An 18,261-nucleotide genomic window follows, 5' to 3' on the forward strand; every position below is an offset into this window, starting at 1 on the left:
GCTATGCCTTCTTCATTTTCGATCTGATAGCTGTAGACAATGCATATGCTGCATACGCAACCAAAATCCCACTACAGATCCATTCTCCCCAATCCGGCAGTGCAATGATCAGTTTGGCCTGCTGAATCGTGTGTGACGTTCTGTCAAAATCCAGTACCGGATTGAATCCCGGCATAAGCAGACGGTTTGTAAGATAACCAACCAGATTGGATATCACAACCACCATGGAAAAATACATAAACATGGCTCGTTTCCCAATCGTTTTGGAAATCGTAAGCAGCTCCGGGATATTGGTTCCGGCCCCGGCCATCAAAAAGGTGATTGCCACTCCGGGGGCCGCACCGCTCGCAACCAGCGCTGCAATAAACGGGATGTGTCCTACTGCGCAGACATACATGAGTGCTGCGACAACTGTAATCCCCAGAAGGGAGATCATACCCGGATTCCCCAGATAATCCTGCACAAATGACTGTGGTACCACTGTAAAAAGAAATCCCGCGATCAGCATTCCGGACACCGTGTATTTGCTGATAGTCACGCTCAGTTCTGTAAACGACCATCTCAGTCCACTCTTCAGTTTTTCCCAGACGGACGGTTCCTCGAATTCCAGCTGGATCATAGCCGGTTCTTCCTCTTCGTCTGTTTCCAGGAAAATGGTTCCTTCTGCTTCTTCATTATTCTTATTTCGAAGACCGATATGCAGTTCATTCCCCGCGAAATGATTTGCCACGATTCCAATAATCATCGGCGCGACAAATCCGGTTATTATGTATATAATCGTAATTTCTTTTCCCAAAAGTCCCCATGCCAGAATCACAGCCAGAGGATTGATCATCGGTGTACTGGTCATAAATGCCAGTGTCGGCCCCAGATATGCACCACTGTAATACATACTGATTCCAAGCGGAATCGTTCCGCAGCTACAGATTGGTATAAACATTCCGGACAATGTTGTCCAGAAGACTCCGCTGATCCTCTTGGAACCGATCGCGGTTTTCTGGATCTTCTCCGGTTTCAGGAATTCATGCAGCACACCTGCCACAGCAAAGCTGAATACCATCCACGAAGATGAACTGTTCAGCATTGACCACGCGGACTGAATGATGCTGAAAATAAAACTTCCCAATTCGGATATCATAACTTCAATGCCTCCTCAAAAGCCTGACGCACAGCAGGTTTAGTCAGCTTTGTAATTGCTTTTTTCTCATTAATAATCAGCATACTTTTCGTAGTTGTTCCATACTTTTTTATATAATCGAAATCTTTTCCAGCACGATAAATTTTTACATTTACCCGTCCTTCATATTCTTTCTCCAGGACTTGAACCAAGTCGCCAAATACTTCGCATCACGCACATGCACTGATATACTCGATACAAGGCTTTTCCACTTTTTACTACACCTCCAGATTTATTCCGTATTATTATATCTTTATTTATTCGTTCTTTCCGTATTTATAGAAAAAAAATAATATTTTGACCATATTTTATTATTTTGTTCAATATTCCTATATTAATTATTAAAATTTTGTTATTATTTTACTGCATTAAATTACGAGTCGTCACTAAGGAGGTGAAATATTGGGAGAGAACAAGCAGGTCGATCGTATGATACAGGCCACTAAAAGCAAAGACAGACAAAACTGGCGGAAGATGAGCGGAGTTCATTGCGACAAGTGCCGGGTTCGGTTACATAATGGTGGAAGCACAAGGAAGACTGCAGACAGAGAAGGTTCTCGCTTATATGGTGATTGCCGGACTTATCGGCTTCCTTATTGATACAATCTTAGTTCTTTGTGAACGCGTATTATTAAGATGGAAAGAATAATAAAGACGGAATCTACGGCATGTCCACCAGGTTGCCGCCGTCTAAAAAGGGTGCTGCCCCATAGATAAATCATCATCTATGGGGCAGCACCCTTTTTTATTCATTATATAATGCTGTATTTTTCCACACAGTAATCTTTAAGTGTACCGATCATTTGTTCCGCTGCTTCTCCCAGTCTCCTCTCTTTGTGATACATTAAGTACATTTTCCGCTTTGTATTCACTCCGCCAAAAGAGAATTCCAGTACTTTCTGCTTATCCAGAGATTCCTTTGCTGCGGTTTTACTGATAAACGCAATTCCTGCTCCCGCTTCTACTGCTCTTCGCACCATCTCTGAAGATTCAAACTGCGCCGCCACATGCAATGATGTAGTATCCAGCTTCAGTGCCTGTTCTATATTTTCAGAGACATTCTTTGTCCCACTGCCCAATTCACGCGTTATAAACCACTCTTTTCTCATCTGCTCAACCGGGAATTTTCCGTTCATATTCCTGTATTTTGCCGTGTTGGGTGTAATCAGGATAATCTCATCTTCAAACAACATTTCCATATGAATCTTTTCACTTTCGCTATCAAGTCCTCCAATCCCGATTTCTACTTCATAATCCAAAATTTTCTGCAGAACATCACCGCTGTCACCTTCCGAAATCCGGAAACATATATCTGGATTCTTAGTTCGAAAATAAGCCAAAAACTGCGGAAACATATAATGCCCCGGCACCGATGAAACAGCTACATTGACCATTTGGTTCATCTCATTTTCACTTCGGCATAATTGTTTCAGTGCCTGATTCTCCGTCTCTAATAACTGCAATGCATATGGATAAAATACCTTTCCTTCCTCAGAAAGCAAAACATCCTTTGTCGAACGAACCAAAAGCTGTACCCCCAGTTCGGCTTCCAGTTGTTTGATATGTGTGCTGATTGTCGGCTGTGACAAATAGAGATATTTGGCAGCCAAAGAGAAACTTTTGTAATTTACAACTCCAATAAAACTTCTTACGTACTCTAAACGCATTTTACTTACTTTCAACTTCCTTTAATAACATAAAACCATATTTCTATTTCTTTTATAATTATAATGCTCATTCACACTTTAGTCTAATCGAAAAAAGCAATGGATAATCTTATTTATGATGCTGGGGTCAAAAGGTATCTTTGCAATAAATTGTATTAATTGTTTTCAAAATAATAGTTAAAAACATATTCAGATTGCCCAAATCACTGCTATATACAAAGGTTTTTGGCATTAATATCCGTACAATTCATAAACAATTAATACATTTGTTTAAAGACATGGCTTTTGACGCCAACATCTTATTTATTTATTATATCTATTTATTTAGATTCGGAATATTCTTTTTCATCTTTGTTAAAAGAACTTAGAGAACGCCAGATTCTGACTCCCGTGATCCTGCTGAGCGGACGTGAGGAAGATTCAGCCCAGGTAGAAGGTCTGGGGCTTGGTGCTGATGATTATATGACCAAGCCATTCAGCAAAACAGTACTTGTTTCCAAGATCCGTGCAATCGTAAGACGAGCACAGCAATATACTGCAGTACCGTCGTCCCCATCTGTTCTCCAGACTGTGGCACAACGCGGAAGTTTTACTTTTCACTTTGATTCACAGACTGTCCTAAAAGATGGTAAAGAGATTTCGCTCTCATCAAAAGAATTCGCACTGTTATGCCTTTTCATAGAGAATCCGGAAACGCTCCTCACGAAACAGGAGATTTTTTCCAAGGTGTGGAAAAGTGAGGCTTCTGATGATAACACCATTCTGGTCTACATCAAGCGTCTGTGTGACAAAATCGAAGATACCCCTTCTAAGCCAAAGCATCTGATGACAGTATGGGGAAAAGGATACCAGTTTTTCCCTTAATATTCAGCAAAACGCGTCATAGACGCGTTTTGTTTTATCTTTAACTTGAATTGCCCTAATTAGAAATCTCTAATTTACACGATATCTCAGCAATCTTCCATTCCTTCTCCAAAGAGGTTCATCGGTGCATTATCGACCACCCTGTAAATGCCGTATCCCACTTTATTTCCTTTCTGTCCCTGCAGGACAAATTCCATTTCGTCCTTCTCATCTATATTCTTGAACGTAATCTTCTGATTCTCAACAGGAGCCGGAATCGCTTCTGTGAAGCCATAATCAATGCTGTTTCCCGAGTCCACTGTAACCAGCAGCCACGTATGCCCCTCCAGCCTGTATATGACGACCAAATCGTCAAGGCCATCGTTCGTCAAATCATTTTCACAGGCAACAAGCACCTCCGCTCCCGGATACTCTGCCAGAAACGCCTGCAGAATCTTATTGTCTTCTGAAACATTTTCCGCATAATCCAGTTCTCTTCCAACCGGTCCTTCCTCGGCCTCTTCCTTCTCTTTTTCCTTCATCTGCTCATAGACATTATCCAGTTTTCCCCGGATTAAAAATCCTGCAAATACGAGCAAAACGATCAGTACTGCTTTCGCCCACGTGCTTCGTAAAATTGATTTCTTTTCTTTCACTTTATTTCCTCTGTTTGTTTCTTGCATTTATAACAATTCTGTAATATATTCTAACTGCATTTTTTTAAATGTAAAGGAATTATCCATTTAGGTACTTGGTTTTTTCAAATATCAAAATTCCCAATAAATCACTATTCAAATATTATCTTTTCATGCAAGTCGGTTGTTTCATTGCCTATTTGATTTTCGTAACATATAATAATAGGTAGTTTGTAACTGTTCAGAGCCAAGCAGATTTGTCAAACAAGGGCGATGAATGCTTGCATTCGTGAGCACTTTTTTGTACAAATCTATTTGGCGGATACGCCACACTGAGGAAACACGAAGTGTTTTCGAGGTTGGCTCTGAACAGTCACAGTAGTTTTACAATACGTTAAAGGAGGAAAATGACATGCCAACTTCGTTGCCTGAACATTTTGAGGATTTCGCAGAAGCCAGACGGGAAGGCTTCCTCAAAGTAAAAGAATTAAAAGACAAGGGTGAAAAAATATGCGGCGCTTTCTGCCAGTACACCCCATCCGAAATCATCTATGCAGCCGGACTTTACCAGGTGGCTCTCTGTGGTCGAAGTCCTGATCCCATCAAAACTGCCGAGACAAGGCTTCCTGCCAATTTATGTCCTCTCATCAAAGCAAGTTACGGACATGCCCTGGAAGAAAGCTGCCCATATGCTTATTTCTCAGATGTGGTTGTCGGTGAAACAACCTGTGACGGCAAGAAAAAAATGTACGAACTTCTTGGGGAATTAAAACCAATGCAGGTCATTCATCTTCCGAATGTACCGGACTATGAACGTTCTCTGGAAATGTGGACCGAAGAGATCCGAGCATTTGCCAAAGGTCTGGAAGAGAAATTCAATGTCACGATCACGGATGATATGCTGAACGAGTCCATCGAATGGTGCAACAAAGAAAGGATTCAGGCTGCCCGCATCTATGAATTGGGTAAATACGACCCGCCGGCTATCACCGGAACCAAAATGAACGACATCATGGAAGGCGAGCAGTATATGTTCGACCGTGAGGCAAAATATAATAAGATTAACGAGATTCTTGACCAGTGCGAGAAGAACTGGCACGATGGTATCTATCCATATGAACCGGATCCGAATCGTCCGCGTCTGATCGTTTCCGGCGGCGGATACGGCGGAGTCTCTGCCAAAACGATCAATGTTATGGAAGAACTTGGCGGCGCCATCGTCTGTTATGAAGGCTGCTGCGGCATTTCCTCACGCCGCCGTCTGGTCGATGAAGACCGCAGCCGTGATCCATATGTCCGTATCGCGGAAAAATATATTGAAGTTCCTTGTGCAGTTGTCTCTCCGAACTACCGGCGTATGGATCAGGTCAGAGAAACGATTAAAGAATGGCACGCAGACGGGTATGTGAGCATCACGCTGCATTCCTGCAACCCATTTGCCATCGAAACCGAAAATATCCGTCGTGTCTGTGAAGAGATGGACATCCCGCTCCTACATATTGAGACCGATTTTTACCCAGGTGATGCAGGACAGATCCGCACCCGAATTGAAGCTTTCCTTGAAATGATTCGTATGGGAAAGGAGGCTGCACATGAATAATCAGAATTTGCAGCAACTGATCGATGACTGCCACAAAACCGGGAAAAAAGTGGCTGTTTTATTCTGTTCCCATGTGCCTCAGGAAATTCTTCTCGCCGCAGATATGATCCCGCTTCGGATCCCCTATGTGCGGGGTGTAAAAGATGCAGCCTCACGGCTTCTCCCCCGCAATGTCTGTCCGGTTGTGAAGAACTGCTGTGATATCTGCGAGGATGAGGCTCTCAAAGATGCCGATTTAATTCTCGCCGAGACTTCCTGCGATGGAAAACGAAAAATGTACGAACTGATTTCACGGCAGGACCGCGTTTATTTTTATCAAGTTCCACAGGGTGCTGACCGCCATTATGTGAAACCGCTCATCCAGTCTGAATGCCGTTTTCTCATCCGGGAACTGAAAAAGCGTTTTGATGTAGATGTGACAGAAGAAAAAATTCACTCAGCCGGAGCTCTTCTGAACCGTGAGCGTGAAAGTATTATGAACCTAATGGAAATTCAGCGTCAGACTCCGCCGGCTGCCTGGGGAAGTGAGATTTTCGAAGCACTGGAAAAGCATCGTACGATTCCGGATATCGAAGAGCGGATCGCTGCCAACATAAAAACCCGTGATGAACTGCTGAGCAGAGAAAGTCCTGTGCCGAAACGGGCAAAACGAATCCTCGTAACCGGATGCCCGTTAAGCAGCATTTACCAGAAAATCCTGCACACTGTTGAAGAAAACCGAGGGGTTGTCGTATGTATCGAGAACTGTGAAGTTGTCAAATCTGCCATCCGGCATTTCGACACAGAAAACAGCGATGTCATTGCTGCGCTTGCAGACTGCTACCAAAATACCGCCTGTGCGATCATGGCTCCGAATGATCTGCGTTTCCGGCTGATCGAACGCCTCTGTGAAGAGTATAAAGTGGACGGAGTTCTGGATGTCACACTGCAGACATGCCACCCGTATACAGTGGAAAGAGACAAAATGCTGAGGCTTTGTGAGGATTCTCTCGGAATTCCTTACATGGCAGTGGAAACGGATTCTTCCGAAGAAAACAGCGGACAGCTTGCGACTCGTGTTGCGGCATTTATTGAAATGTTATAACGGGGACAGGTTCCGTGACTCACTCACAAGAGAGTGAGTCACGGAACCTGTCCCCAAAACAAACTAGAAACAAATCGTCTCCGGTTCACTTGTGAAGCTGCTGAATACTGCAGTTGCATTCTGAAAATAAAATACTGCTGTATTTCCATCATCTTCGGAATACATGGCTCTAAGAGATGTATAATCATCCAACATAGATTTTCTTGCCTCTCTTCTGTCATCTTCTACCAATTCTCCTGATACGCGAAGCCATTTTCCGTTCATGCATGCGCAGACTTCTACGTTCGGGTTCTCTTTCAACTGTTTATACACACTTTTCACTTTTCCGGTCTGTATATATAACTTTCCTTCAAAGATATGCGCCGTTCCAAAAGGTCTGACTCTTGGCTGGTTTCCGTCCATCGTTGCGAGATAATATGTTTCTGCTTCTTTTAAAAATTTTTCAACGCGTTCCATGTTAGTATCCTCCATGTTCTTTATTTTATACTTGTCACTTTACAAGGTACGGATTTGAATGTCAAGAATCCGGACAATGGATCTGAATACTTCATACTGCAGATTTCATTGACATTATGTTTCTTCCATTCTCCTTCCATATAGAAGCTTCCTGCACCGCCGGCAATATGTATACTGCCTTTTGCCATCGGGCAAATGCGTACTTTGAATTCACCTTTTCCAAAGACTGTCTCTACGATTGCTTCTTCTCCATCTTCCAAGCCATAACGTTTTGCATCTTCTGCGTTCATATCAATTGTTGGAAGTGGTTCTCTTTCGGCTATTTCCTTTAATCCCGGTCCAAATGAGCAAAACCTTAGGGCACTTCTTGCAGCTGTTGTCATAATGAGTGGATATTCTTCTTTACTTCCCATTTCTTTGACAGAACGGATATCCTCATATTTCGGATACGGTGTATAACCGCATTCTGCAATATAAGTCGAACTGATCTCAAATTTCCCGGAAGGAGTCGGAAATCCCGGCTTACCATCCTCGCGCAGTTCTCCGGTCTTATATTTTTCATATTGGATTTCAGGTGGATTGACCACACCATATTCACTCTTCTTAAGCCGGTCAAGCAGTTGCTCGTTGCCACCGCACATCCAGAGCATAAGCTCCTCATCGTTCTTCGGATATGCGTCTCCAAAGCCCATTCGCTCCGCCAGTTCCTGTAAAATAAACACATCACTTTTGGCCTCTCCGACCGGTTCTATGATTCGGTTACGCAGACGCATGCCACCCTGAACCGGAACGACCGACTGATCTTCATAATAAGTTGTGGCAGGCAGAATCACGTCAGCATATTTTGCATCATCGGTCATAAACCGGTCGAGAACCACCAGACAATCCAACTTTTTATAGACCTCGTGCCACAGGCTTTGTTCCGGATATGTGATGGCCGGAGAGGCTGCACAGATCAGCATTCCCCGCACCGGATACGGATCGTCATGCAGCACCGCCTCCGGTATTTTCACAAACTGTCCGCTTCCGGTAAGCCTGCTGTAAAGCGGAAATTCTTTCGCACCGACAGCATCTTCCACAGTTTCCATCGGTCGTAGAGGAATCGTCGGATTCTTCTTAGAAGCAATACAGATTCCGCCGGGAACATCGATTTTCCCGGTGATCGCCCAAAGTATCTGGATGGCTCTGTTATTTTGTACACCGCTCAGCTGATATTCCAGTCCTGTGTATGAAATCAGTGAAATCTTTGTCGTACTGCAGAAAATATCTGTTAATTTGCGGATGTCTTCCATGGAAATACCGCAGCACTCTGACATTTCTTCCAGGAAAACCGTTCTCAGATATCCTGCAAATTCATCGAACCCTTTTGTATATTCATTAACAAATACTTTGTCATATCGTTCTTCTTCCACAATAATCTTCAGCATCGCAACCGCGAGTGCTCCGTCTGCTCCCGGAATCACCGGAATCCACCAATCGGCAAGTTCTGCCATTCCTTCTCCTCTCGGGTCAATCACAATGATTTTTGCACCGCGCGCTTTTGCTGCCTTTACCAGTTCCAGTGTAGTAAGCGGTCCGGAATCTGTTTTTGAATTTTTCCCCCAGATAAATACGACTTCACTGTTCGGAATATCCTGATAAAGCTTCGGCGTCGGGACACCATAGGTCAGTACAGGTGTCATCATATTAGAAGAGACATTACAGATACATCCACAGCTCATATCGTTATGGGATCCCAGATTTTTAAAAAATGCATTCACTCCGTTAAAGCATCGCATCGTTGCTGCTTCTCTTCCGCTGCTGCCCACATAACTTACCAATGCGTCTGCACCATATCGCTCTTTAATTTTCATAAATCCGGCTGCCGCTGCGTCTAAAGCCTCTTCCCAAGTGGCCTCCCGAAACGCTCCGCTTCCTTTCTCTCCGTTGCGGATCAGTGGTTTCCGTATCCGTTTTTCTGAATAAACGATCTGTGGAGATAATGCCCCACGCGGACAGACACGCCCTCCCGGGCAGTCCCTGTCGGGTTCTACTTTGATCAGTCTGCCGTCCTCTACAGTAGCTTCAATCGGACATTTATCCGGACAGATGCCGCAAAATCCTTTTTTCTTCATTTCTTCCTTCCTCCTTTATTCTGCCAGGCGAAGTGCTCCCGTATTGCACGCCCTCACACACGCCGGTTCCAGTCCACAGGCCACGCGGGTTGCGCAGCCGTCGCATTTTACAATTTTTCCTTCTTTATCATATCTCGGAATATCATGCGGACAGACTCTCGCACATGTTCTGCAGCCAATACATTTTTCTTTGTGAAATGCGACAACAAATCCATTTTCCGTCCGTTCAAACACCTTCATCGGGCACTGCTCCATACAGGGTGCATCCGCACAATGAAGGCAGCTTCTGGTTATATAGCTCACAAGCCCGCTCTTCCGGGATGTACGTTTCTCATAGATCCGGGGTGAAACCGCATCGGCCTTCATTTGCAAGCCACGGCATCCGGTAGGTTCTGGAATGGAAGAGCTGTGGTTTTCTGCTGCCTGTCGTCAGAATCAGAGCGGGTATTCGTCCATCGGAAGTTTTTCCCTGAAATCATGGTAAACCGGAAGTGCCTCATTTCCTTCTTTATTACATGACGCCATGATGCTGGAGACAAATTCAATCTTTCCGCTCGGTGTCTTCACCTGCAGAATCTGTTCCGATGTGCGCCCCGGCATGATTTTCCTTGCCTTGATTCCTTTTGGCGCCTGCCTGATTTCTTCCAATGTGAGTCCTGTCGCTGAAACAGATTTCCTCAGATAATCCTCATGGCACCTGATCGGTTCTTCTCCTCCGATTGTAATTCCCAGTTTTTCTGCCAATCCGGTAATCACATCCATATCGCTCCTCGCCTCTCCCATCGGTTCTACTACCGGTGCCTGATAGTACACGGTGTCTGCGCCTAATACGGCAACCTGCTCCCGTTCCAGAGACGTTTCATCGGATACAACAGTCGATCCGGATGATAAAGTGACTGCTTCAGCGCAGCCCCTTTCACGCAGATTCGCCCGTTCGAACCGGGCATATCTTTATTTCCTTCTACCTTGATCACTTTTCCGTCTTTACAGTAGGCATCCACCAGACATGATCCCCCACAGAATCCGCAGATTCCGGTCTTAACCGTAATGCCTGTCTCTTCACAGGGAATCTTTGCCCGTAAGAGTTCCTCCTTCTCTAGTGCTTTCATAGTTTTCTCCTCGATATTTTTTCCATTTTACTATTACTTCTATCGTAAATTTCTTTTTTCTAAATGTCAATCGAGCCTGAAAACTTGAATACATAATTAGTAATTTCAATATTTTCCCACTAAATATTACGTTTCTTGATATTTTGAAGCTGATATATAGTTTTTTTCTATAAAATAGTGCTGTAATGTTTATTTATTAGCATTATTTTCTATAGTGCGTTATAATTGTCATGCCCTTGAGGCAAAATATAAAATTATTGGGAGGACAATTATGAAGAAAAGACTACTTGCAGCACTGCTTGCCGGCATGATGGTATTCTCACTGGCAGCTTGCGGAAGCAAAGAAAGCACAACAACAGAAGACCAAAAGGAAGATTCCAAGACAGAGGAGTCTGCAGAACTGGAAGATTCCCTCGTTGTATACTCTACGCATTCAGAAGACATGTTAGAAGAAATCTGCAACGCATTTACCGAAAAGACCGGTGTAGAGGTTGAATACATCAACCTGAAGGGTGAACTTGCCGACCGTGTCAGAAGTGAAAAAGACAACCCGCAGGCAGACATCATGTTCGGTGGTGATACTGCAACCTATATGCTTCTTCAGGATGAAGGATGCTATGAAGCGACAAAGCCTGAATGGGCTGGTGATCTTCCGGATGATTTCAAAGATGCAGACGGATATTGGTACGGAACTTATAAAACACCGGTTGTGATGTTCTACAACACCGACTTAATGACAGCAGAAGAAGCTCCGAAGGACTGGAGCGATCTGGTAAAACCGGAATATGCAGGAAAGATCATCACGCGTGATTCTCTTTCCTCTTCTATGCGTTCCACCATCGCCGCTCTCGTAAGCTACTATACCGCAAATGAAAGCGAAGAAGCTGCATGGGAATACATCGAAGGTCTGAATGCAAATATCAAGAATTACTACAACAGCGGAAGCATGATGTTCCAGGCTATCGGGAAAGGCGAAGCAGCCATCTCTATCGCAGTACTTGACAACATCATTGACAACAGAGACAACAACAGCATGCCTCTTGAAATCGTAGATGCAACAAGCGGCGCAATCACAATCACAGACTGTATCGCAGCAATTAAAAATGCACCACATCCAAATGCTGCAGCCGCTTTCGTAGAATTCGTGGGAAGCAAGGAATGTGAAGAAATGGTTGCAAATTCTTTCAACCGTATGCCGGCTCTCGATGCTGCTCTGGAAGGTGCTCCGGAATGGATGAAGACCGGATATGCTCCGATGACTCTTGACTGGGCTGATATCAGCGCAAACCAGTCTGCAACACTGGAAAGATGGGAAACCGATTATATTGACGGCAACAAGACCGTGCAGTCCAATTAATTGATACCAATCGGCAAACACCATAAACATTTGGAAATAGTGGGGCGCTGCTCCACTATTTCTGTATGTTCAATTCTATGAGGGAACAAAATATGAGTGACATTATCCTAAAAAATATTTCACACAGCTTTGACACGACCCGAGTTCTTGATTCTGTAGATATCACCATTAAGAAAGGGGATTTCTTCACACTTCTCGGCCCGTCCGGGTGTGGCAAAACCACTCTTCTGCGTATACTGGCAGGTTTTATCCGCCCAACCGAAGGGCAGGTACTGATCGGAGATACCGACATCACAGAATGGGCACCGGAAAAACGCAACATGGGAATCGTCTTCCAGAATTATGCACTATTCCCAAACATGACCGTTCGCGAAAATATATCCTACGGTCTGAAAATCCGGAGACAGTCCAAAGCCCAAATTAAAGAGAAATGCGACTACTACATGGATCTTGCGGGTCTGAAAGAACTGGAAGGCCGGCGTATTAATGAATTGTCCGGCGGTCAGCAGCAGCGGGTTGCCATCGCAAGGGCTCTCGTCATTGAACCTCAGATGCTGCTTCTGGATGAGCCAATGTCCAATCTGGATGTAGCGCTCCGCGTGAAAATGCGCGAAGAGATCCGTGCCATCCAGAAAAAAACCGGAATTACCACATTATTTATCACCCATGATCAGCAGGAAGCGCTTTCCATCTCCGATCAGATTGCGGTAATGCGTGACGGAAAAGTCCTGCAGATGGGCGCACCGGAAGACATTTACAATCATCCAAACCAGGAATTTGTGGCAAATTTTGTCGGCACATCCAACAAAGTCCCCCAGAATCTTTATGAAGACTTTGGAATTTGCGGCCACACTGACGCCCCATATCTCTTTGTAAGACCAGAACATATGGCGATTTCCCACGATCCGCAGAACGGAATCCCTGCCCGCGTGGAAGAAGTCAAATTTTCCGGCATGTATTATGAATACACGGTTACCACAACGGATAACACATACCGCGTTATCGAGATTAATCGTGGAGATATTTCCAAAATCTGGCATGTAAATGACAGTTGTTTTGTTAAAGTTGCAAATATAGGCGGGGTGTAGAAGATATGAAAAAGGATAAAATAAGCATTTTCCGCTATCTATGGTATCTGATTCTCGGATTCCTCATACTCGGCTATATCATCGTTCCGTTTTTCCACACCTTCATGCAGGCACTGGAAACAGATTCCGGTTATGGGATTGACGTGTTCCGGGAATTTTTCCAGAATACAAACCAGCGGAAGGTCATCGGAAATACGGTTCTTCTGGGCGCCGCATCTGTACTGACATGCGGTACCATTGGAATCATGCTTGCAATGTATATGACCTTTCTCGCCGGTAAATGGGAAAAAATCATCCATATTCTGCTGCTCAGTCCGATGATGATTCCAGGTGTTATCACCGTAATCTCATTTATCCAGCTTTACGGCGAGAGTGGAATCCTGACCAAAGGAATCCAGTATCTCCTTCATCTGGAGCAGATTCCATTCCAGTTCCAAGGATTTGGCGCCATCGTTTTCGTGGTAACGTATACACAGTACGTCTACTTTTACTTAAATGTCTACGTAGCCATGAAATATGTTGACAACTCCAGCATCGAGGCGGCGAGAAGTATGGGTGCCTCATGGTTCCAGATCTTCAAAGACGTAATCTGGCCGGTCATCACCCCCGCTGTACTTTCTTCCGTGATTGTGACATTTGCATCCGGTATCAGCTCCTTCTCCGCTCCGAATCTGATCGGGGGAAGCTTCAAGGTACTGAGCACGCAAATCGTAAAATCCAAGGCCAACAATCATATGGAAATGGCCTCTGTTCAGGTCGTTATATTATTTCTCATCAGCATGATCGTGATGCTGACGATCCAGTATTACAGCAAACGGTATGGAAACTATGCATCGGATCGAAGCACAGCGATTGCACCGCTTAAGGGAAAGCATAATTTGCTGGCATTTATTAGCCGGGTCATCATTTTCATTCAGATCCTGTTGATCCTGCTGCCGATCATCACCATTGTGTACCTTTCCTTCGTCCCGACAAGCTCCATCATGCAGGATATTTTCCCGCATACATTTACGTTGGAAAACTACCTGATGATCTTCCAGAAAACGCGAGTAATGAAACCACTGATCAACAGCTTGAAAATGTCTGCCATAGCAGTCATTGCCGTTCTTGTCATCACCGTGCCAAGCTCATACATGATCGTAAAATACAAAAGCAAATTCCACGCTTTCCTCAAAGTCCTGCTCATGCTCCCGTGGACCATGCCGGCAAGCGTTGTAGCCATCAATCTGATCAACGCATTCAGCCAGAAAAGTATCTTTGCCTTTGGGAATGCCTTGATCGGCGGGTTTTACATCGTTCCGATCGCCTATACGATCAACTCCATCCCGCTGCTCCTTAATTCCAACGAAGTGGCAATCATGGGGCTGAACAAAAATCTCGAAGAAGCATCAAAAAGCCTGGGTGCCAACATGGTTCATACATTTTTCCGTGTGATCATGCCAAATATAGCCCCCGGAATTATGGCCGGTGGCGTACTGGTACTGATTCGGACACTGGGAGAATACACCATGTCCGCATTGCTCTACGGCGTATTTAACCGACCGATCTCGATTTCCATGGTGACCGCCATGCAGGAATATAAGATGGGACTTTCACTGGCATACGGCGTGATTGTTATCCTGATCTGTTATACGGCGCTGGGATTTATTTTTAAATTGGATAAGAAGCGGTTCTTCTAGGTGACTAGGGGACGGGTTTTCAGTCACACAGCCACATTAATAATAATGAAGCAGTGATCAGGAGATTAACAAAGTCTCCCATCACTGCTCTATTTTCCTCTCCACTTATTCCACTTGGAAATCAAAGCTCTTTTATAATATTTATCATAAACAACCAACAAACCTAAAAGCATAATGATTGTTTCAATAACAAGTGCAAGAAACATAGTCTTTTTTGAATATGCCTCCTCAATGTAAATCATAAAAACGGGAATTCCCCATATTCCAAACTCAATGATAGTACTCTTGGTTTCAAGATAATACTTAGATTTATTTCTTCATTTTCGAGTTAGGGAGGACAGGTTCCTTGACTCACTCACAAGTGAGTCAAGGAACCTGTCCCCCAAAAATCACTAGCAGATTTCCGCTCCTGCCGGCATCGGTTTTTCCGGTGTCATCAGTGCAAGATTGCCGTCTGCATCTTCTGCGCAGAGCAGCATTCCTTCAGACAGAACGCCTGCCAGTTTTGCAGGTTTTAAGTTTACAAGTACCATTACTTTCTTTCCGACCATTTCTTCGGCGGTGTAATGTGCTTTGATTCCGGATACGATCTGTTTTACCTGGCTTCCGATCTTCACCTGAGAGCAGAGAAGTTTTTTGGATTTCTTTACTTCTTCGCAGGCGATGATCTCGCCAACCTGAAACTGCATTTTTCCGAAATCTTCAAATGTGATCTCCGGTTTTGCTTCGATGTCGATCACATTTTCGTCTTCTTCTTTCTCTTCTTCAACCGGCGGATGAAGTTCTTCTACTTTGGCAAGGACTTCATTGATGTCCAGTCTCTGGAAGAGAATTTCCGGTTTCTCTACTACATGTCCGTCGCCGAGCTGAGCCAGGATCTTCTCAGAAGTTTCCGGCATGAAGGATTCGAGAAGGCGTGCGCCTGCGGAAATGCTCTGGATCAGATTCCAGAGTACGGTTTCCAGACGGTCTTTCTTCGCTTCATCTTTTGCCAGTGCCCACGGCATGGTTTCGTCAATGTATTTGTTGCAGCGTTTGAAGAGATTGAAAATCTCCGTCATGGCATCTGCCACACGCAGTTCATCCATCTTCTTTTCTACCAGAACCGGTGTATTTTCGGTCACTGCTTTCAGGTCTGCATCCACTTCTTCTGTCACACCTTTATTCGTTACGGTTCCGCCGAAGTATTTATTTGTCATGGAAACGGTACGATTTACCAGATTTCCAAGTGTATTTGCAAGGTCAGAATTGAGACGTTCTACCATCAGTTCCCATGAAATTACACCGTCATTTTCAAACGGCATCTCATGCAGAACAAAGTAACGTACCGCATCCACTCCAAAGAAATCTACCAGTTCATCCGCATACAGAACATTTCCTTTGGATTTGCTCATCTTGCCGTCGCCCTGCAGAAGCCACGGATGTCCGAATACCTGCTTCGGAAGCGGAAGTCCCAGAGCCATCAGGAATATCGGCCAGTAAATGGTATGGAAACGGATGATATCCTTTCCGATCAGATGAAGGTCTGCCGGCCAGTTCTTGTTGAATAATTCTTCGCTTTCACCGTCACAATGATAACCGATACCGGTGATGTAGTTTGTCAGCGCATCCAGCCATACATAAGTGACATGCTTCGGATCAAAGTCTACCGGAATGCCCCATTTGAAGGATGTTCTGGATACACAAAGATCCTGAAGTCCCGGAAGCAGGAAGTTGTTCATCATCTCATTCTTTCTGGATACCGGCTGGATAAACTCCGGATGTGTGTTGATGTAATCGATCAATCTATCCGCATATTTGCTCATCTTGAAGAAATATGCCTCTTCTTTTGCCGGCTGCACAGGGCGTCCGCAGTCCGGGCATTTGCCGTCTACAAGCTGTGACTCTGTAAAGAAAGATTCACACGGCGTACAGTACATTCCTTCGTAATATCCTTTGTAAATGTCGCCCTGATCGTACAGTTTCTTGAAGATCTTCTGTACTTCTTTCTCATGATAATCATCGGTTGTACGGATAAATTTGTCATAGGAAGTATTCATCAAATCCCAGATCCGCTTGATCTCTCCGGCTACGTTATCCACATATTCCTTCGGTGTGACTCCGGCATCTTGTGCTTTGAGCTCGATTTTCTGACCATGCTCATCAGTTCCGGTCTGAAAGAATACATCGTATCCCTGACTTCTCTTGTAACGTGCGATCGCATCTGCAAGCACGATTTCATAAGTGTTTCCAATATGCGGTTTGCCTGATGTGTAGGCAATCGCAGTTGTAATGTAATATTTTGGTTTATCTGCCATTTTGATTCCCTCTCTTTATAAAAAAATCCCGTCTTCCTAAAAATAAGAAGACGGGTTATTACCGTGTTACCACTTCTACTTCACTCTCACCCTCACGGATCAGAGTCTCTGTAAGTGCATCTGCACTCATCCGCTGTAACGGGCGGAACCCATCGCAGCCTTGCAGGGAAAATGGAATCACCTTTCTTCCTGTTCGGTGCGCTGCTCGGAAGCCATGTTCGGCTGATCTTTCCTCATCCCTCTCAGCATACGGGATTTCTCTGTAGAAGTCCAAAAAGCTTACTCTCTTCGTCATTGCTTTTATCATATTTTGTTCGACTCTCTCTTTGTGTCTTTGAAAATCGTATCATATTCATGGCCGAATTGTCAAGACTACGAGTGGATTTGTAGCTTGTTCTGACTATATATGTTCATTGAAATATTCTTGTGTCACTTTTAATTGTTTCTTCAATATTTCCTTCCACATTCTTGTATGTATCTCTCCTGAACCTTTAGATACTTTCGTCATTCTGATGCTTCCGTCATCGTCTATCTTCCGATAAAAATAATGATCCGTATCTTTATACAATTCCCAGCCATCGCGCTCGCAAAATCTCTTTAGCTCTTTCCATCTCGGCATTCAATACTCTCCCCTATCTTCTTGGGATCATCCATAATAAGTGCTTTAAAAATATACGGAATATGCTCTTTTCTGTTTGGACTGCGTGAATATAACGCATATTCATTATAATACTCTGCCGAATACTCTAAGATAGACTTTCCCAGCAATTCTCGTGCCTCTAATTCCGTGCACCCATTCTCAATTAAATCAATTTCATTTAAGGATAACGTGACTGTGCCATCCTCTTCCACAAATCTATCTGCAGTAAAATGATACGCTTCCAGAATTTCAGACATCGTTTCCAGATTTGAGAGCCACATCTTATCCCTGGTCCGCTTAATAAATTTCGGTTTATCATGAATCACGCTGTCGCAGACAGAACTCCATTCTTTTCTTACTGTTGTTGCCTGTTCCATTAACATATCCATCATCTCCTTCTGTACCTCCATTATAATAATTTCCGTACACAATGTCAACATTGTACAAAGTGTACATTTATTATATGAAAGTATAAATAAAAGAATACCACTATATTTCCCACTGATATTTACAAG

19 protein-coding genes and 1 pseudogene are annotated in these 18,261 nt (G+C 44.1%); 7 read left to right on the forward strand and 13 right to left on the reverse strand.

Annotation, left to right across the window (positions count from 1 at the left end; genetic code table 11):
• Position 1 precedes the first annotated feature (1 nt).
• Positions 2–1,138: an efflux transporter SaoE gene (gene saoE, locus ACTNA4_RS06605; protein WP_441029215.1), complete on the reverse strand. Its 1,137-nt coding sequence runs from the start codon at positions 1,136–1,138 to the stop codon at positions 2–4.
• Positions 1,135–1,389 (reverse strand): thioredoxin-like (seleno)protein SaoT, encoded by a 255-nt coding sequence (gene saoT, locus ACTNA4_RS06610; protein WP_441029217.1) that lies wholly within the window; start codon positions 1,387–1,389, stop codon positions 1,135–1,137. The genes saoE and saoT overlap by 4 nt, the downstream gene beginning before the upstream one ends.
• A gap of 266 nt (positions 1,390–1,655) precedes the next feature.
• On the opposite strand from saoT, the pseudogene ACTNA4_RS06615 reads away from it, so the two are divergent.
• A pseudogene (locus ACTNA4_RS06615) lies at positions 1,656–1,826 on the forward strand (ABC transporter permease subunit SaoP); the annotation flags it as partial.
• A 103-nt stretch (positions 1,827–1,929) separates the two neighbouring features.
• On the opposite strand, the gene ACTNA4_RS06620 reads toward ACTNA4_RS06615, so the two are convergent.
• The gene (locus tag ACTNA4_RS06620; protein ID WP_427808116.1) at positions 1,930–2,844 is read right to left on the reverse strand and encodes a selenium metabolism-associated LysR family transcriptional regulator; all 915 of its coding nucleotides are present in this window, start codon (positions 2,842–2,844) and stop codon (positions 1,930–1,932) included.
• A gap of 351 nt (positions 2,845–3,195) precedes the next feature.
• Between ACTNA4_RS06620 and ACTNA4_RS06625 the strand changes: the two genes are divergently transcribed.
• Positions 3,196–3,708 (forward strand): response regulator transcription factor, encoded by a 513-nt coding sequence (locus tag ACTNA4_RS06625; protein WP_427808118.1) that lies wholly within the window; start codon positions 3,196–3,198, stop codon positions 3,706–3,708.
• A gap of 86 nt (positions 3,709–3,794) precedes the next feature.
• Here the strand turns inward: ACTNA4_RS06625 and saoC are convergent, their stop codons facing one another.
• Positions 3,795–4,343 (reverse strand): Cys-Cys-COOH (seleno)protein SaoC, encoded by a 549-nt coding sequence (gene saoC / locus ACTNA4_RS06630; RefSeq protein ID WP_441027208.1) that lies wholly within the window; start codon positions 4,341–4,343, stop codon positions 3,795–3,797.
• A 391-nt stretch (positions 4,344–4,734) separates the two neighbouring features.
• Here saoC and ACTNA4_RS06635 point away from each other — a divergent pair, with 391 nt between their 5' ends.
• Both ACTNA4_RS06635 and ACTNA4_RS06640 read left to right on the forward strand, forming a co-directional pair.
• Entirely contained in the window at positions 4,735–5,922 is a 1,188-nt protein-coding gene (locus ACTNA4_RS06635; RefSeq protein ID WP_441017168.1) for a double-cubane-cluster-containing anaerobic reductase, read from the forward strand.
• Positions 5,915–7,006, forward strand: coding sequence for a 2-hydroxyacyl-CoA dehydratase (locus ACTNA4_RS06640; protein WP_441029219.1), 1,092 nt, complete (start codon positions 5,915–5,917; stop codon positions 7,004–7,006). Before ACTNA4_RS06635 ends, ACTNA4_RS06640 begins: the two co-directional genes overlap by 8 nt.
• Before the next feature lie 63 nt (positions 7,007–7,069).
• Here the strand turns inward: ACTNA4_RS06640 and ACTNA4_RS06645 are convergent, their stop codons facing one another.
• The 5 genes from ACTNA4_RS06645 to ACTNA4_RS06665 all read right to left on the reverse strand — a co-directional run bounded on the left by ACTNA4_RS06645 (position 7,070) and on the right by ACTNA4_RS06665 (position 10,685).
• A complete protein-coding gene (locus ACTNA4_RS06645) occupies positions 7,070–7,462 on the reverse strand; it encodes a pyridoxamine 5'-phosphate oxidase family protein (RefSeq protein WP_427820138.1) in 393 nt (130 codons plus the stop codon).
• 20 nt (positions 7,463–7,482) lie between these two features.
• On the reverse strand, positions 7,483–9,576 hold the full coding sequence (locus ACTNA4_RS06650) for a molybdopterin-containing oxidoreductase family protein (RefSeq protein ID WP_441029221.1): 2,094 nt from the start codon (positions 9,574–9,576) through the stop codon (positions 7,483–7,485).
• A gap of 15 nt (positions 9,577–9,591) precedes the next feature.
• Complete coding sequence (locus tag ACTNA4_RS06655) at positions 9,592–9,942, reverse strand: 4Fe-4S dicluster domain-containing protein (protein ID WP_441029326.1); 351 nt, start codon at positions 9,940–9,942, stop codon at positions 9,592–9,594.
• Positions 9,943–10,011: 69 nt separating this feature from the next.
• On the reverse strand, positions 10,012–10,389 hold the full coding sequence (locus tag ACTNA4_RS06660; RefSeq protein WP_441029223.1) for a hypothetical protein: 378 nt from the start codon (positions 10,387–10,389) through the stop codon (positions 10,012–10,014).
• A gap of 11 nt (positions 10,390–10,400) precedes the next feature.
• The gene (locus ACTNA4_RS06665) at positions 10,401–10,685 is read right to left on the reverse strand and encodes a hypothetical protein (RefSeq protein WP_441017181.1); all 285 of its coding nucleotides are present in this window, start codon (positions 10,683–10,685) and stop codon (positions 10,401–10,403) included.
• 271 nt (positions 10,686–10,956) lie between these two features.
• On the opposite strand from ACTNA4_RS06665, the gene ACTNA4_RS06670 reads away from it, so the two are divergent.
• The 3 genes from ACTNA4_RS06670 (at position 10,957) to ACTNA4_RS06680 (ending at position 14,809) form a co-directional block, all read left to right on the forward strand.
• Entirely contained in the window at positions 10,957–12,042 is a 1,086-nt protein-coding gene (locus ACTNA4_RS06670) for an extracellular solute-binding protein (protein ID WP_427808790.1), read from the forward strand.
• 92 nt (positions 12,043–12,134) lie between these two features.
• Positions 12,135–13,130 carry an ABC transporter ATP-binding protein gene (locus ACTNA4_RS06675; protein WP_441025998.1) on the forward strand — a complete coding sequence of 332 codons (996 nt, stop codon included), beginning with the start codon at positions 12,135–12,137 and terminating at the stop codon, positions 13,128–13,130.
• 5 nt (positions 13,131–13,135) lie between these two features.
• Complete coding sequence (locus ACTNA4_RS06680) at positions 13,136–14,809, forward strand: ABC transporter permease (RefSeq protein ID WP_441029225.1); 1,674 nt, start codon at positions 13,136–13,138, stop codon at positions 14,807–14,809.
• 392 nt (positions 14,810–15,201) lie between these two features.
• Here ACTNA4_RS06680 and metG read toward each other — a convergent pair whose 3' ends face one another.
• The 4 genes from metG to ACTNA4_RS06700 all read right to left on the reverse strand — a co-directional run bounded on the left by metG (position 15,202) and on the right by ACTNA4_RS06700 (position 18,156).
• Positions 15,202–17,106, reverse strand: a complete 1,905-nt coding sequence (gene metG, locus ACTNA4_RS06685) for a methionine--tRNA ligase (protein WP_441029227.1) — start codon at positions 17,104–17,106, stop codon at positions 15,202–15,204.
• 58 nt (positions 17,107–17,164) lie between these two features.
• Complete coding sequence (locus ACTNA4_RS06690) at positions 17,165–17,413, reverse strand: hypothetical protein (RefSeq protein ID WP_441017193.1); 249 nt, start codon at positions 17,411–17,413, stop codon at positions 17,165–17,167.
• A 93-nt stretch (positions 17,414–17,506) separates the two neighbouring features.
• On the reverse strand, positions 17,507–17,725 hold the full coding sequence (locus ACTNA4_RS06695; protein WP_427808796.1) for a type II toxin-antitoxin system HicA family toxin: 219 nt from the start codon (positions 17,723–17,725) through the stop codon (positions 17,507–17,509).
• Complete coding sequence (locus ACTNA4_RS06700; RefSeq protein ID WP_441029229.1) at positions 17,704–18,156, reverse strand: hypothetical protein; 453 nt, start codon at positions 18,154–18,156, stop codon at positions 17,704–17,706. Before ACTNA4_RS06700 ends, ACTNA4_RS06695 begins: the two co-directional genes overlap by 22 nt.
• Positions 18,157–18,261: the final 105 nt, after the last annotated feature.

The sequence above is a fragment of the Bariatricus sp. HCP28S3_A7 genome (assembly GCF_052066375.1).
In the GTDB taxonomy this organism is placed as follows: Bacteria; Bacillota; Clostridia; order Lachnospirales; family Lachnospiraceae; genus Allocoprococcus.

Coding starts and splice junctions, on each gene's coding strand:
- ACTNA4_RS06675 (WP_441025998.1), top strand. CDS start 12,135: ATGAGTGACATTATCCTAAAAAATATTTCACACAGCTTTGACACGACC.
- ACTNA4_RS06665 (WP_441017181.1), bottom strand. CDS start 10,685: ATGAAAGCACTAGAGAAGGAGGAACTCTTACGGGCAAAGATTCCCTGT.
- saoE (WP_441029215.1), bottom strand. CDS start 1,138: ATGATATCCGAATTGGGAAGTTTTATTTTCAGCATCATTCAGTCCGCG.
- ACTNA4_RS06640 (WP_441029219.1), top strand. CDS start 5,915: ATGAATAATCAGAATTTGCAGCAACTGATCGATGACTGCCACAAAACC.
- ACTNA4_RS06620 (WP_427808116.1), bottom strand. CDS start 2,844: ATGCGTTTAGAGTACGTAAGAAGTTTTATTGGAGTTGTAAATTACAAA.
- ACTNA4_RS06645 (WP_427820138.1), bottom strand. CDS start 7,462: ATGGAACGCGTTGAAAAATTTTTAAAAGAAGCAGAAACATATTATCTC.
- ACTNA4_RS06655 (WP_441029326.1), bottom strand. CDS start 9,942: ATGAAGGCCGATGCGGTTTCACCCCGGATCTATGAGAAACGTACATCC.
- ACTNA4_RS06635 (WP_441017168.1), top strand. CDS start 4,735: ATGCCAACTTCGTTGCCTGAACATTTTGAGGATTTCGCAGAAGCCAGA.
- ACTNA4_RS06650 (WP_441029221.1), bottom strand. CDS start 9,576: ATGAAGAAAAAAGGATTTTGCGGCATCTGTCCGGATAAATGTCCGATT.
- ACTNA4_RS06670 (WP_427808790.1), top strand. CDS start 10,957: ATGAAGAAAAGACTACTTGCAGCACTGCTTGCCGGCATGATGGTATTC.
- ACTNA4_RS06690 (WP_441017193.1), bottom strand. CDS start 17,413: ATGATAAAAGCAATGACGAAGAGAGTAAGCTTTTTGGACTTCTACAGA.
- ACTNA4_RS06695 (WP_427808796.1), bottom strand. CDS start 17,725: ATGCCGAGATGGAAAGAGCTAAAGAGATTTTGCGAGCGCGATGGCTGG.
- ACTNA4_RS06700 (WP_441029229.1), bottom strand. CDS start 18,156: ATGGAGGTACAGAAGGAGATGATGGATATGTTAATGGAACAGGCAACA.
- metG (WP_441029227.1), bottom strand. CDS start 17,106: ATGGCAGATAAACCAAAATATTACATTACAACTGCGATTGCCTACACA.
- ACTNA4_RS06680 (WP_441029225.1), top strand. CDS start 13,136: ATGAAAAAGGATAAAATAAGCATTTTCCGCTATCTATGGTATCTGATT.